This window comes from Maritimibacter dapengensis (assembly GCF_019218265.1).
Lineage (GTDB): Bacteria > Pseudomonadota > Alphaproteobacteria > Rhodobacterales > Rhodobacteraceae > Maritimibacter > Maritimibacter dapengensis.
On sequence record NZ_JAHUZE010000003.1, the window covers coordinates 537853 to 550507 of the forward strand.

Sequence of the window (12655 nt, forward strand, 5' to 3'; positions counted from 1 at the left end):
GACGCTTCCGACCGAAGAATGGGAGTTGCGATGTTTGGTCTTTGTAGGAGCGAGACTGAGACCGTAGTATATTCCTTCACTATCGCGTTAAGCCCTACTGCGACCTTCGTTTACGATGACATGGAAGTGCGAAGCGTTGGTGATTGACGTCGGCTTCGTCCGCATTTTCGCCGTGCGTGCATGTAGCAAAGAGGCTCCGATCAAGCCCTAACGAACCGAATCCAAGCAGTCGCAGCACTCGCTACTTTCGAAGAAAAACTAGTTCGCTTGAAGCTCGGCGATGACAGCATCAACTACTGCATAACCCGCGCGTGATAGATGAGGGCACTTAATCAGCTTTCCATCAGTCCAGCCGGCGAGATGATTTGCCGCTGGCACGCCATGTGCGATGATTGTGTTGGGTTTCAATGTTGCCAACATTAGATCAAAGGCCGCTGTGTCGCTGTCCGGCATATTTGCCATTCTTGTTGATGGAACAGCGAAAATGTTGGTCTCTAGGATGTCTGGTATTGACGCCCTCAAACGGTCAATTCGGCGGCGCGTAGCGGAAGGACCTTTTCCGCGCTTCTCTCGTTCAGCATCATAGTCATTGCGCCATGACTGAAGATCGAAACCGCTGTCCGAGGACCAATACTGCCACCAGTCGCCGCCTGTAGTCGCGGCGTTGTATCCTACAACCCACGTGGCGCAATCCGAAGGGAAGCCATCGCAAACAAAAGGCCTGTGTCTTGATGGTCTACCAATTATTGTCGCAAGCTTTTCTTCGAAATCAGTCATTGGTTGACGTTTGCAAGGGTTTGTTGCGTGTGCAAGCTAGATCCTCGTCATCACCGGCAGCGGTCCCCCACCAACCAAACCCTCCGCGTACCAGTCCCCGTCAGTCGCCCCAACCCGCCGATAGCATCCGCATCCTTGGCGCATGCCGCCGCCCGTACATGAACCGTGCCCATGCTCGGAATATCGGCGTGCGCCAGCCTGCGTCGATCTCGATCCGGTCGGTCAGGCGGCTGCCCTCTGCGGTCGGCTCGACCGTCACGGTATGCTGCCAGGACCGCACGCCCATGCCCCGCTCGGACGAGCGCAGCACCATCGCGTCGTCGTCGCATTCCACGACTTCCATGTAATAAGGCTGCGGCGGAAGCCGACCGAAGAGCGAGGTCGTGACGTCCATCTTTTGCCCCGTCACGGTCCGCCCCTCGGGCACGCCTTCGAAGGTGACGAGCCCGTCCATGACCTCCTTCAACGCGTCGTAATCCGTGGCGAGCGCCCAGACACGTTCGGGCGGGAATGGGTAGTCGTGGGTAAGGATGACCGGCTTCATGGCCGCGAGATTAGCGTCGAATTCCGGGTGGGCAACCTTCCCTCGCCCAGCCGGCTCGCCTATATGGGGGGACCATGGCCAAGAAAGACGACAACCCTAACTACAAGGTGATCGCCGAGAACCGGCGGGCGCGGCACGATTACGCGATCGAGGACGACATCGAATGCGGGATCCAGTTGCAGGGCTCCGAGGTGAAATCGCTGCGCACCAACACGGCCAACATCGCCGAAAGCTACGCGGCGGTGGAGGATGGCGAGCTGTGGCTGGTGAACAGCTATATCGCGCCCTACGAGCAGGCCAAGACCTGGGGGCATGAGGAACGTCGCCGCCGCAAGCTGCTGGTCTCGAAGAAAGAGCTGTCGCGCCTCTGGAACGACACCCAACGCAAGGGCATGACCATCGTGCCGCTCGTGCTCTACTTCAACCACAAGGGCATCGCGAAGCTGAAGGTCGGGATCGCCAAGGGCAAGAAGCTTCATGACAAGCGCGCCGACAAAGCCAAACAGGATTGGAACCGCCAGAAGCAGAGGCTTCTGAAACAGAACGGTTAGCCGCCCGCCGGTTCCCACAATTCGATCGGGTTGCCTTCCGGGTCGTGGATACGGGCGAACCGGCCCACGCCCTCCATTTCCTCTTCGCGGCTGATGTCGATGTCAGCCTCACGCAATTGCGCCAGCATGGCGTCGAGGTCGTTCACCCGGAAATTCAGCATGAACGCCTGATCGTCACGACCGAAATAGTCGGTATCGGCAGAGAAGGGCGCGAAGACGGTCGGTCCGGCCTCCTGGATCCAAGGCGCATCGTCCGGGCCTTCGGGCACGAGGTTGACCCCAAGCGTGTCGCGATACCACGCGGCCAACGCCTTCGTGTCCTGCGCCCGGAAGAAGAACCCGCCGATTCCCGTCACCTTTTCCATCTCACGTTCCTTTCGTGACCGGCACCCAGATCTCGTAACTCATCGTGCCGTTGTCCGGGTTCGAGTCCTCCGGATAAAGCTCGAACACCGCGCCTTCACGTGGCGCGAAACCGGATGACGGAAGCCATTCCGCGAACACCTTGTCGAAGTATTGCGGCATCTCGGTCATCGGCGTGCGCAGACAGAACCGCGCATAGGTGCCCGCCGACAGGTGGATGTGACAGGTGCCCTCCGGCTGCGGCGCGTCGGCATCGTCGATCTCGACGCCCACGCCGTAACGAAACGACCCGTCTGGCCGCGCATCCATCGACACCCCGTAAAGCACCGGGCTGATGACGGTTTGCATCTCACCCCGGAGCGCGAAGAACTTTTCATAGAGCTGCGGAATCTCGCCACGCCGGGACATATCGTAGTCATCGGCAAGTCCGACGAGGGTCTTCGCGCTGACCATCAGAATGTCGGGTTCGGGAAGCGTCACCATGATCGTATCCTCGTATCCTGCTGAACCACTGTGTCGGTTTTCACGCGTCTTGTCACCTTTGGGCGGTTCAATCCGGCCTTAGATCATTACAATCCGCCGAAACGCTGCGTCGCAGCGCAACAAAATGTCGCTTTGGGATTGTTGCCATCCCCCGCCCGGCGCTACACCATGCAGCAGACTCAATGCCCGCCAGGGGCGCAAAGGGAGAGGTCGTAGCTCATGAAGGTACTCGTACCCGTGAAGCGCGTGATCGACTACAACGTGAAGGCCAAGGTTAAGTCCGATGGGTCTGGCGTCGATCTCGCCAATGTCAAAATGTCGATGAACCCGTTCGACGAGATTGCCGTGGAAGAGGCGATCCGTCTGAAGGAAGCGGGCAAGGCCGAAGAGGTCGTCGTGGTGTCCATCGGTGTGAAGCAGGCGCAGGAAACGCTGCGCACGGCGCTGGCGATGGGTGCCGACCGCGCGATCCTCGTGGTTGCGGCCGACGACGTTCACAACGACATCGAGCCGCTGGCGGTCGCCAAGATCCTCAAGGCGGTGATCGACGAGGAAGAGCCCAAGCTGGTCATCGCCGGCAAGCAGGCGATCGACAACGACATGAACGCGACCGGTCAGATGCTCGCGGCGCTTCTGGGCTGGGGTCAGGCGACCTTCGCTTCGGAACTCGACCTCGACGGCGACAGCGCGAAAGTCACCCGCGAAGTCGACGGCGGGCTTCAGACCATCGAGGTCAAGCTGCCGGCCATCGTCACCGCCGACCTGCGCCTGAACGAGCCGCGCTATGCGAGCCTGCCCAACATCATGAAGGCCAAGAAGAAGCCGCTGGATGAGAAGACCGCCGACGATTACGGCGTCGACGTCAGCCCGCGCCTCGAGGTCGTGAAGGTCTCCGAGCCGCCCGAACGCTCCGCCGGGATCAAGGTGGAAAGCGTGGACGAGCTCGTCTCGAAACTCAAAGAGAAAGGGGTGGTGTAATGGCTGTTCTTCTTCTGGGTGAAGTCAACGCGGGCGAGCTTTCGGTCGATGCGACCGCCAAGGCCGTGGCCGCCGTGCAGTCGCTGGGCGACGTGACCGTGCTCTGCGCCGGGGCCGCTGCCGCCGACGCGGGCGCCGAGGCCGCCAAGATCGACGGTGTGGCAAAGGTGCTGGTCGCCGAGGGCGACTCGCTGGGCCACCGTCTGGCCGAACCGACCGCCGACCTGATCGTGTCGCTTGCGGGCGATTACAGCCACATCTGCGCACCGGCCACGACGGATGCGAAGAACGTGATGCCGCGCGTCGCGGCGCTGCTCGACGCGATGGTGATCTCGGACGTCTCCGGCGTCGTCGATGCCGACACGTTCGAGCGCCCGATCTACGCGGGCAACGCGATCCAGACCGTGAAATCCTCGGATGAGAAGAAGGTCTTCACCGTGCGCACCTCGTCCTTCGACGCGGCCGGTGACGGCGGGTCGGCGAACGTCGAGACGATCGACGCGCCGGCGGCGTCCGACCTCAGCTCCTGGGTCGAGGACAAGATGGCGGAAAGCGACCGCCCGGAACTCACCTCGGCGGGCATCGTCGTGTCGGGTGGCCGTGGCGTCGGGTCGGAAGACGACTTCGAACTGATCGAGAAACTGGCCGACAAGCTCGGCGCCGCCGTCGGGGCCTCGCGCGCCGCGGTCGACTCGGGCTTCGCGCCGAACGACTGGCAGGTGGGCCAGACCGGCAAGGTCGTGGCCCCCGAGCTCTACGTCGCCGTCGGCATCTCGGGCGCGATCCAGCACCTCGCGGGGATGAAGGATTCGAAGATCATCGTGGCGATCAACAAGGACGAAGAAGCCCCGATCTTTCAGGTCGCGGATTACGGCCTCGTCGCCGACCTCTTCACCGCCGTGCCGGAGCTGATCGAAAAGCTCTGACTGGCGGGTTCCAGACACCTATCAAAACCAAAAGGCCCGCCGACTGGCGGGCTTTTTTTTGACGATGAGGCAGATTGAATCTCGTGTCCCGTGGATGCCACGATCTGTCGAACGGCAACTCCCGAAGATATCCATGCGAGCCGCGCGATGGATAACCGCTTGGCGGGACGAAGCCGACCTTTACTACAACATCCAACGGCTTGTCAGTCGGTCGCCTCGACAACCTTTGCGAGGTTTTGAAGCGAGGAGTTCAGACCGACTGCGTGATCCTCGGGTCGGATGCCTTCTGGTACATTCTCGCATGCGACTAACACTGTGGTCTGTTGTCCAGCACTCTCAAGTGTCCATGTCTGCTTCATCGCACCCGCGAAGCTTGGGTCGGTCGAGTCGAAGACAACCCGCTGCACGACCTGCCTTCCGGGCGTAAGTTCATCGAACACAACCCGAAATCTGTCTTCATGTTCTGTTGTCTTGCCGGGGACTGTTGGTGCTGCCTCGCCGTGATAGAGGCTCATGACGTACCCGCCACCTTTCAACGCGCTTATCTCATGGACCTTGCCAGTCATCCCTTCTGGAGGCAGCCACCTCTCAAGCAGAGATGGCTCAAGGAAGGCACGATAGATGGCGTCGGCGGAAGACGCGATTTTTCGCTCTGCGCGGTCGATACGTTCTGAGTTCATGCCCTAGACTATCATAACCTTCCGCACCGCAGAAGAAGACAACAAGGACTCAATGCGGACATTGCGCTCGGAGCTTCTGTCCGCCTCGTCCGCGCACCTGCCTTCGCGAAACGCACATCATTTGAGCATCGCCACCGCGACCTGCTCAGACCGCAAACATCCTTCGGTTTCTGCCGCGCCGCAGCTAAAATTTACCATTTGATAAAATTTCTGACCCGTGCAAGCGTGTGACAAAACCAAGCAAGGAGACAGGGATGGCACATTCTCCGATGACGCCAGGTGTTGTGGCAGGTCGACTCGAGCACGAGGCTTTGTCGAAAAATTTCGCGGATCTGCATCCGCCGCTGGACGCGCATGAGGCGCAGGTCGCGGCGGATCGGTGCTATTTCTGCTACGATGCGCCCTGCATGGAAGCCTGTCCGACCTCGATCGACATTCCGCTGTTCATCCGCCAGATCCTGACAGGAACGCCGGAAGCCGCGGGCAAGACCATTCTGGACCAGAACATTCTCGGCGGCATGTGCGCCCGCGTCTGTCCGACAGAAACGCTCTGCGAAGAGGTCTGTGTGCGCGAAACCGCCGAGGGCGAGCCGGTCCAGATCGGCCGCCTGCAACGCTTCGCGACCGACACGTTGATGTGGCAGGGGCCGCAGCCCTACACCCGCGCCGCGCCGACCGGCAAGCGCGTGGCGGTGGTGGGGGCCGGGCCGGCCGGTCTCGCCTGTGCCCATCGGCTCGCCATGTATGGCCATGACGTGACGCTCTACGATGCGCGCGAAAAGGCGGGGGGGCTGAACGAATTCGGCATCGCGTCCTACAAAAGCGTCGACGACTTCGCCTCGCGTGAGGTCGAATGGCTCATGGGTATCGGCGGGATCGAGTTGAAGCTTGGCGCGGCGCTCGGCAATTCGCTCCACCTGTCGCAGATTTCCGAAGACTACGACGCGGTCTTCCTCGGGATCGGGCTGGTGGACACCAACGACCTCGGGATCGAGGGCGAGGGGCTCGAAGGGGTCGAGGACGCGGTGGATTTCATCGCCAAGCTGCGCCAGTCCCACAACCTGCGCAACCTTCCCATCGGGCGGCGCGTGGTCGTCATCGGCGGCGGCATGACCGCCATCGACGCGGCGACGCAGGCCAAGCTTCTCGGCGCGGAAGAGGTCACGCTGGTTTATCGGCGCGGGCAGGACAAGATGCCCGCCTCGGAATACGAACAGGACCTCGCGGCCTCCAAGGGCGTGCATATCGTCTGCAACGCGGCCCCGGTGAAGATCACCGGCGGCAACCACGTCGAAGGGATCGAATTCGCCTACACCGACGACAACGCGAAACCTTTGGACGAGACCTTCACGCTCCCCGCCGATCAGGTGTTCAAGGCCATCGGGCAGACGCTCGGCGACGGTCACGGGTTGGAGATCGACGGGCGCAAGATCGCGGTGTCCGGGGCAGGGCGCACCACGCGGCCCGGCATCTGGGCAGGCGGCGACTGTGCTGCGGGTGGCGATGACCTCACCGTCACGGCGGTCGCCGAGGGGCGCGACGCCGCCGAAGACATCCACGCGAGCCTCATGGGGTAATCCCCGGATCGGAGCCAGGCCCATGCCCAGCCACATCCACTTTCAGACCATAGGCGCCACGGATCAGGCCCGCGCGGTCGCGTTCTATACCGACAAGCTCGGCTTCTCGGTCCACACGGACGCGGAATACGGCGAAGACCGCTGGATCTTTTTGACGCTTCCGGGCGCGCGCACCCGGCTCCAGATCTCCAAGGTCGCGTCGATCACCCCGCGCGAGACGCCCGACCTCGTCCTTCACTGCGACGACGTGGACGCCGATGTCGCCGCGCTCAAAGCCGCCGGCGTCCCCATCCACCTCGGCCCGGACGCAGCGCCGTGGGATCCGACGACCCGCTGGGCGATGATCCACGACAGCGAGGGCAACCTCATTCTTCTCCAGACGGAAGGAGCCTGACAAATGGCAGACCTGAAAACCACTTTCGCGGGGATCACCTCGCCCAACCCGTTCTGGCTCGCATCGGCCCCGCCGACCGACAAGGAATACAACGTCCGCCGCGCGTTCGAGGCCGGCTGGGGCGGCGTGGTGTGGAAGACGCTGGGCGAAGAAGGCCCCCCTGTCGTCAACGTCAACGGCCCTCGCTACGGCGCGATCTGGGGCGCGGACCGGCGGCTTCTGGGGCTGAACAACATCGAGCTCATCACCGACCGCCCGCTCGAGACCAACCTCGAAGAGATCAAGCGCGTCAAAGCCGACTATCCCGACCGTGCGGTGGTCGTCTCTCTCATGGTGCCACTGGACGAGGATGCGTGGCGCAAGATCCTCGACCGGGTCGGCGAAACCGGAGCGGACGGGGTCGAGCTGAACTTCGGTTGTCCGCACGGCATGGCCGAACGCGGCATGGGGTCCGCCGTGGGGCAGGTGCCGGAATACGTGGGCCAGATCACCGAATGGGTCAAAAAGCACTCCGACCTGCCTTGCATCGTCAAGCTGACGCCGAACATCACCGACATCACCAAACCCGCGCTCGCCGCGAAACAGGGGGGCGCGGATGCGGTGTCGATGATCAACACGATCAACTCGATCACCAGCGTGAACCTCGATGAAATGTGCCCCGAGCCGATGATCGACGGCTACGGCACCCATGGCGGCTATTGCGGCCCGGCGGTGAAACCCATCGCCATGAACATGGTCGCCGAGGTCGCCCGCAACGCCGAGACGCGGGGCATCCCGATCTCGGCCATCGGCGGCATCACCACGTGGCGCGACGCGGCGGAGTTCATGTCGCTCGGTGCAGGGAACGCACAGGTCTGCACCGCAGCCATGACCTACGGTTTCAAGATCGTGCAGGAGATGATTTCGGGCCTCAACCAGTGGATGGACCAGAAAGGCTATGCCACGACGAGCGAATTCATCGGCCGCGCCGTGCCCCGCGTCACTGACTGGCAGCATCTCAACCTCGATTACGTCACCAAGGCCGAGATCAACGAAGACCTCTGCATCAAGTGCGGTCGTTGCTACGCCGCCTGCGAAGACACCTCGCATCAGGCGATCGAGATGGGGCCGGACCGGACCTTCAGCGTGAAAGACGACGAATGCGTCGCCTGCAACCTCTGCGTCAACGTCTGTCCGGTCGAAGGCTGCATCACGATGCGACGTCTGAAACCCGGTGAAGTCGATCAGCGCACCGGCATGACGATCCCCGCCGAAGACGACAAACGCACATGGCTTGAGCATCCGAACAACCCGGACGGCGACCCGCTGACCTGCATCTCGCGGGGTCAGTGAATTGACAGTGGGAGGGGCTGTGCTAGCCTCGATTTAACCGAATGGTCAAACACACGAACACCGCCACGACGCCAAGGAAATAAGGCTTCGGGCAAAACGACAGGGAAACGGTAGCGCGCCTGGTTTGCGAGATCACGCGCCCGTATCGACAGATCGGACGACCCCTTCTCCGGGCGCCTTTCGTTTTCCTGCCGCCTGATTTTTGGGCGGGCGGCCTGCGGTGCAGGCACCTCCCCGCCCTGCGACAAAAAGGACAGGAGAGCGACATGGCAGCCCCCACCAACGCCCCCGGCGAAAACCTCCGCATCAATGGCGACCGGCTCTGGGACAGCCTCATGGAGATGGCCAAAATCGGCCCCGGCGTGGCGGGCGGCAACAACCGCCAGACGCTGACCGATGCCGATGCCGAGGGCCGCGCGTTGTTTCAGAAATGGTGCGAGGATGCGGGATGCTCGATGGGCGTCGATACCATGGGCAACATGTTCGCAACCCGCCCCGGCGAAGACCCCGACGCGCTCCCGGTCTACATGGGCTCGCACCTCGATACGCAGCCCACGGGCGGCAAGTATGACGGCGTTCTCGGTGTGCTCGGCGCGCTCGAGGCGGTGCGCTCGATGAACGATCTGGGCATCAAGACAAAGCATCCCATCGTCATCGCCAACTGGACCAACGAAGAGGGCACGCGCTTCGCCCCCGCCATGCTCGCCTCCGGCGTCTTCGCAGGCGTGCACACGCAGGATTGGGCCTATGACCGCGAAGATGCGGAAGGAAAGAAATTCGGAGATGAGCTGAAGCGCATCGGCTGGGTCGGCGACGAAGAAGTCGGTGCGCGCAAGATGCACGCGATGTTCGAACTGCACATCGAACAGGGCCCGATCTTGGAGGCCGAAGGCAAAGACATCGGCGTCGTCACCCACGGTCAGGGCCTGTCATGGACGCAGGTGACGGTGACGGGGAAAGAGGCGCACACCGGCTCCACCCCGATGCCCATGCGCAAGAACGCAGGGCTCGGCATGGCGCGCATCCTCGATCTGGTCGACGAAATCGCGCTGTCTCATGCTCCCCATGCGGTCGGCGCGGCCGGTCATATCGAGGTGCACCCAAACTCCCGCAACGTGATCCCCGGCAAGGCGATTTTCACCGTCGACTTCCGCCACCCGGAGCTTGAGGTGATCCAGGACATGGAAAAACGGCTCGACGCGGGCGCGAAAAAGATCGCGAGCGACATGGGGTTGGAGATCGAACTGGAAAAGGTCGGCGGCTTCGATCCGGTGCAATTCGACGAAGGCTGCGTGAGTGCCGTGCGCGACGCCGCCGAACGGCTCGGCTACAGCCATATGGACATCATCTCCGGCGCGGGCCACGACGCCTGCTGGATCAACCAGGTCGCCCCGACCTCCATGATCATGTGTCCCTGCGTCGATGGGCTGTCCCACAACGAGGCCGAAGACATCTCGAAAGAATGGGCCACAGCGGGCGCCGACGTCATGTTCCACGCCGCCCTCGAAACAGCGGAGATCGTGGGTTGATCCCAACCACCGCCATACCCACTCTGGCCCCGATGCGTGGCCGCTCGACCTTACGCCGAGGTCCCGGGTCAAGCCCGGGACGGGTGGTTTTCTTTGCACCCGCCCCGGCCTTGAGCCGGGGCCTCACCGGTTCTCCTTCACAGATTATTAACCAGCCCTTCCTACGGTCCACGCATGACGCAATGGGTCTATATAATGGCCTCCCGACCGGGCGGCGCACTCTACGTGGGTCGCACCGCGCACCTGCGCGACCGGGTCGAGGCACATCGCGCGGGGATGTCCGCGCATACGGCGAAATACAAGATAAAGACTTTGGTCTGGTTCGAACCCCACGAAGATTTCGAAGCCGCGCTCAAGCGCGAACGCAGCCTGAAACGCTGGCGACGGGCGTGGAAAGATGCGTTGATCATGGTGTCCAATCCTCACTGGCGCGACCTTGCCGCCGCGATCCCGGAGTGATCCGCCGAGGTCCCGGGTCAAGCCCGGGACGCGCAGCCTTTTTTGCACCCGCCCCGGCCCTGAGCCGGGGACTCGTGCCAAGGCGAGGGCGCTCTCTATGACGACCCCCGCAGACGCCCAGGAGATCGCCCATATCAAGAGCAAGCTCGACGCCGAGATTGCGGGCTACGACCCGGCAACGGCGGATGCCGGGTTTCACGACCTGAACGCCGCGCGGTTCGCCGAGTTCAAGGCCGCGCTCATCGAACCGAAGCTGATGGAGGTGAACCTCCCCGGCGGCATCACCGACCATGCCTGGGCCGTCACCACGCCGAAGGGCCCCTACAGGGTGTTCTGGCTTCCGTGGTCCGACGTGTTCTCGCTCGCCGTCGAGAGCAAGTTCGGCCCCTGCGACATCAGCGTGCATGGCGATGCCATCGGCTGCTATGCGAGCGTGTGAGGTGGGGATGGCACTTTGCATTAACGAAGTCCGGCGCGTCGGGAGCACAGACGTCGATCCATACGCGAACCATACGTGTTCCATATGTCTTCCATATGTGAACGCATGCACAGACCCGGCGGTTAACCGGGCGCACTCTGCGAAATAACAGGAGAGGACAACATGCCAACCAAAGTCATCAAAGACGGCACGATCGTCACCGCCGACCTGACCTACAAGGCCGACGTTCTGGTCGAAGACGGAAAGATCATCGAGATCGGCCAGGGGCTGAAAGGCGATGAAACCCTTGACGCATCAGGGTGTTACGTCATGCCCGGCGGCATCGACCCGCACACCCATTTGGAAATGCCGTTCATGGGCACCTATTCCTCTGACGATTTCGAAAGCGGCACACGCGCGGCACTCGCCGGCGGGACCACGATGGTCGTCGATTTCGCCCTGCCGAACCCCGGTGAAAGCCTGCTCGACGCCTTGAAACGTTGGGACAACAAGTCCACCAGCGCATCCTGCGACTACTCGTTCCACATGGCCGTCACGTGGTGGGGCGAGCAGGTGTTTAACGAAATGGAAACCGTGGTGAAAGAACGTGGCATCAACACGTTCAAGCACTTCCTCGCCTACAAGGGCGCGCTGATGGTGAACGACGATGAGCTCTATTCGTCCTTCATGCGGCTCGCGGAACTCGGCGCGACGCCGATGGTGCATGCCGAGAACGGCGACGTTGTGGCGGAACTTTCGGCGAAACTTCTGGCGGAAGGCAACACCGGCCCCGAGGCGCACGCCTATTCCCGCCCGCCACAGGTCGAGGGCGAAGCCACGAATCGCGCGATCATGATTGCCGACATGGCCGGCGCGCCGCTCTATGTCGTCCACGTCTCATGCGAGGAAAGCCACGAAGCGATCCGCCGCGCCAAGATGCAGGGCAAGCGCGTCTGGGGTGAGCCGCTGATCCAGCACCTGACGCTTGATGAGTCCGAGTATTTCAACAAGGACTGGGACCACGCCGCGCGTCGTGTCATGTCGCCCCCCTTCCGCAACAAGCAGCATCAGGACAGTCTCTGGGCCGGTCTCGGTTCGGGCACATTGTCGGTCGTCGCGACTGACCATTGCGCCTTCACCACCGAGCAGAAACGCTACGGTGTCGGTGACTTCACGAAAATTCCCAATGGAACCGGGGGCTTGGAGGATCGTATCCCCATGCTTTGGACCTATGGCGTTGGCACTGGCCGCCTGACGATGAACGAATTTGTCGCCGTCACATCGACCAACATCGCCAAGATCCTGAACTGCTACCCGAAGAAGGGAGCGATCCTCGTCGGGGCGGATGCCGATATCATGGTCCTCGACCCGGAGAAGGAAAAGACGATCACGGCGGACAAGCAGGTCTCCTCGATCGACTACAACGTGTTCGAGGGCAAGCATGTCAAAGGTCTGCCGCGCTACGTGCTGACCCGTGGTATGGTTGCGGTCATGGATGGCGAGATGCAGGAAAAGCAGGGCCACGGCAAATTCGTCGCCCGCGAACCCAACGCCACGGTGAACAAGGCGCTGTCGAAGTGGAAAGAACTGACCGCACCGCAGCCCATCGAACGCTCTGGCATTCCAGCGACGGGGGTGTAAGGC

Annotated in this window: 15 protein-coding genes; 10 read left to right on the forward strand and 5 right to left on the reverse strand. The window is 62.2% G+C overall.

Annotated elements, in window-relative coordinates:
* Positions 1-258 precede the first annotated feature (258 nt).
* Both KJP28_RS14795 and KJP28_RS14800 read right to left on the reverse strand, forming a co-directional pair.
* Positions 259-777, reverse strand: coding sequence for a hypothetical protein (locus tag KJP28_RS14795; protein ID WP_218393384.1), 519 nt, complete (start codon positions 775-777; stop codon positions 259-261).
* A gap of 100 nt (positions 778-877) precedes the next feature.
* Entirely contained in the window at positions 878-1321 is a 444-nt protein-coding gene (locus KJP28_RS14800) for an SRPBCC family protein (RefSeq protein ID WP_218393385.1), read from the reverse strand.
* 74 nt (positions 1322-1395) lie between these two features.
* On the opposite strand from KJP28_RS14800, the gene smpB reads away from it, so the two are divergent.
* The gene (smpB, locus tag KJP28_RS14805) at positions 1396-1872 is read left to right on the forward strand and encodes an SsrA-binding protein SmpB (RefSeq protein ID WP_218393386.1); all 477 of its coding nucleotides are present in this window, start codon (positions 1396-1398) and stop codon (positions 1870-1872) included.
* Here the strand turns inward: smpB and KJP28_RS14810 are convergent.
* Complete coding sequence (locus KJP28_RS14810) at positions 1869-2237, reverse strand: VOC family protein (protein ID WP_218393387.1); 369 nt, start codon at positions 2235-2237, stop codon at positions 1869-1871. The genes smpB and KJP28_RS14810 overlap by 4 nt on opposite strands.
* A 1-nt stretch (position 2238) precedes the next feature.
* A complete protein-coding gene (locus KJP28_RS14815; protein WP_218393388.1) occupies positions 2239-2718 on the reverse strand; it encodes a GyrI-like domain-containing protein in 480 nt (159 codons plus the stop codon).
* Positions 2719-2937: 219 nt separating this feature from the next.
* Here KJP28_RS14815 and KJP28_RS14820 point away from each other — a divergent pair, with 219 nt between their 5' ends.
* Positions 2938-3696: an electron transfer flavoprotein subunit beta/FixA family protein gene (locus KJP28_RS14820; protein ID WP_218393389.1), complete on the forward strand. Its 759-nt coding sequence runs from the start codon at positions 2938-2940 to the stop codon at positions 3694-3696.
* On the forward strand, positions 3696-4622 hold the full coding sequence (locus tag KJP28_RS14825) for an electron transfer flavoprotein subunit alpha/FixB family protein (RefSeq protein WP_218393390.1): 927 nt from the start codon (positions 3696-3698) through the stop codon (positions 4620-4622). Before KJP28_RS14820 ends, KJP28_RS14825 begins: the two co-directional genes overlap by 1 nt.
* 203 nt (positions 4623-4825) lie before the next feature.
* Here KJP28_RS14825 and KJP28_RS14830 read toward each other — a convergent pair whose 3' ends face one another.
* Positions 4826-5302 (reverse strand): SRPBCC domain-containing protein, encoded by a 477-nt coding sequence (locus KJP28_RS14830; protein ID WP_218393391.1) that lies wholly within the window; start codon positions 5300-5302, stop codon positions 4826-4828.
* Between the two features lie 254 nt (positions 5303-5556).
* On the opposite strand from KJP28_RS14830, the gene KJP28_RS14835 reads away from it, so the two are divergent.
* The 7 genes from KJP28_RS14835 to hydA all read left to right on the forward strand — a co-directional run bounded on the left by KJP28_RS14835 (position 5557) and on the right by hydA (position 12652).
* The gene (locus KJP28_RS14835; protein ID WP_218393392.1) at positions 5557-6879 is read left to right on the forward strand and encodes an NAD(P)-dependent oxidoreductase; all 1323 of its coding nucleotides are present in this window, start codon (positions 5557-5559) and stop codon (positions 6877-6879) included.
* Between the two features lie 22 nt (positions 6880-6901).
* On the forward strand, positions 6902-7273 hold the full coding sequence (locus tag KJP28_RS14840; RefSeq protein ID WP_218393393.1) for a VOC family protein: 372 nt from the start codon (positions 6902-6904) through the stop codon (positions 7271-7273).
* A 3-nt stretch (positions 7274-7276) separates the two neighbouring features.
* Positions 7277-8605, forward strand: a complete 1329-nt coding sequence (gene preA / locus KJP28_RS14845; protein ID WP_218393394.1) for an NAD-dependent dihydropyrimidine dehydrogenase subunit PreA — start codon at positions 7277-7279, stop codon at positions 8603-8605.
* A gap of 266 nt (positions 8606-8871) precedes the next feature.
* Positions 8872-10134 (forward strand): Zn-dependent hydrolase, encoded by a 1263-nt coding sequence (locus KJP28_RS14850; protein WP_218393395.1) that lies wholly within the window; start codon positions 8872-8874, stop codon positions 10132-10134.
* Between the two features lie 174 nt (positions 10135-10308).
* Entirely contained in the window at positions 10309-10593 is a 285-nt protein-coding gene (locus tag KJP28_RS14855) for a GIY-YIG nuclease family protein (protein WP_218393396.1), read from the forward strand.
* 97 nt (positions 10594-10690) lie between these two features.
* The gene (locus KJP28_RS14860; RefSeq protein WP_218393397.1) at positions 10691-11032 is read left to right on the forward strand and encodes a hypothetical protein; all 342 of its coding nucleotides are present in this window, start codon (positions 10691-10693) and stop codon (positions 11030-11032) included.
* A gap of 162 nt (positions 11033-11194) precedes the next feature.
* Complete coding sequence (gene hydA / locus KJP28_RS14865; RefSeq protein WP_218393398.1) at positions 11195-12652, forward strand: dihydropyrimidinase; 1458 nt, start codon at positions 11195-11197, stop codon at positions 12650-12652.
* The last annotated feature ends 3 nt before the right edge of the window (positions 12653-12655 follow it).

What these genes read in the sequence shown, in the direction of transcription:
- KJP28_RS14830 (WP_218393391.1), bottom strand. Translation starts at nt 5,302, where the DNA reads ATGAACTCAGAACGTATCGACCGCGCAGAGCGAAAAATCGCGTCTTCC.
- KJP28_RS14840 (WP_218393393.1), top strand. Translation starts at nt 6,902, where the DNA reads ATGCCCAGCCACATCCACTTTCAGACCATAGGCGCCACGGATCAGGCC.
- KJP28_RS14810 (WP_218393387.1), bottom strand. Translation starts at nt 2,237, where the DNA reads ATGGAAAAGGTGACGGGAATCGGCGGGTTCTTCTTCCGGGCGCAGGAC.
- KJP28_RS14855 (WP_218393396.1), top strand. Translation starts at nt 10,309, where the DNA reads ATGACGCAATGGGTCTATATAATGGCCTCCCGACCGGGCGGCGCACTC.
- KJP28_RS14835 (WP_218393392.1), top strand. Translation starts at nt 5,557, where the DNA reads ATGGCACATTCTCCGATGACGCCAGGTGTTGTGGCAGGTCGACTCGAG.
- preA (WP_218393394.1), top strand. Translation starts at nt 7,277, where the DNA reads ATGGCAGACCTGAAAACCACTTTCGCGGGGATCACCTCGCCCAACCCG.
- KJP28_RS14825 (WP_218393390.1), top strand. Translation starts at nt 3,696, where the DNA reads ATGGCTGTTCTTCTTCTGGGTGAAGTCAACGCGGGCGAGCTTTCGGTC.
- KJP28_RS14800 (WP_218393385.1), bottom strand. Translation starts at nt 1,321, where the DNA reads ATGAAGCCGGTCATCCTTACCCACGACTACCCATTCCCGCCCGAACGT.
- KJP28_RS14820 (WP_218393389.1), top strand. Translation starts at nt 2,938, where the DNA reads ATGAAGGTACTCGTACCCGTGAAGCGCGTGATCGACTACAACGTGAAG.
- smpB (WP_218393386.1), top strand. Translation starts at nt 1,396, where the DNA reads ATGGCCAAGAAAGACGACAACCCTAACTACAAGGTGATCGCCGAGAAC.
- KJP28_RS14795 (WP_218393384.1), bottom strand. Translation starts at nt 777, where the DNA reads ATGACTGATTTCGAAGAAAAGCTTGCGACAATAATTGGTAGACCATCA.
- hydA (WP_218393398.1), top strand. Translation starts at nt 11,195, where the DNA reads ATGCCAACCAAAGTCATCAAAGACGGCACGATCGTCACCGCCGACCTG.
- KJP28_RS14860 (WP_218393397.1), top strand. Translation starts at nt 10,691, where the DNA reads ATGACGACCCCCGCAGACGCCCAGGAGATCGCCCATATCAAGAGCAAG.
- KJP28_RS14850 (WP_218393395.1), top strand. Translation starts at nt 8,872, where the DNA reads ATGGCAGCCCCCACCAACGCCCCCGGCGAAAACCTCCGCATCAATGGC.
- KJP28_RS14815 (WP_218393388.1), bottom strand. Translation starts at nt 2,718, where the DNA reads ATGGTGACGCTTCCCGAACCCGACATTCTGATGGTCAGCGCGAAGACC.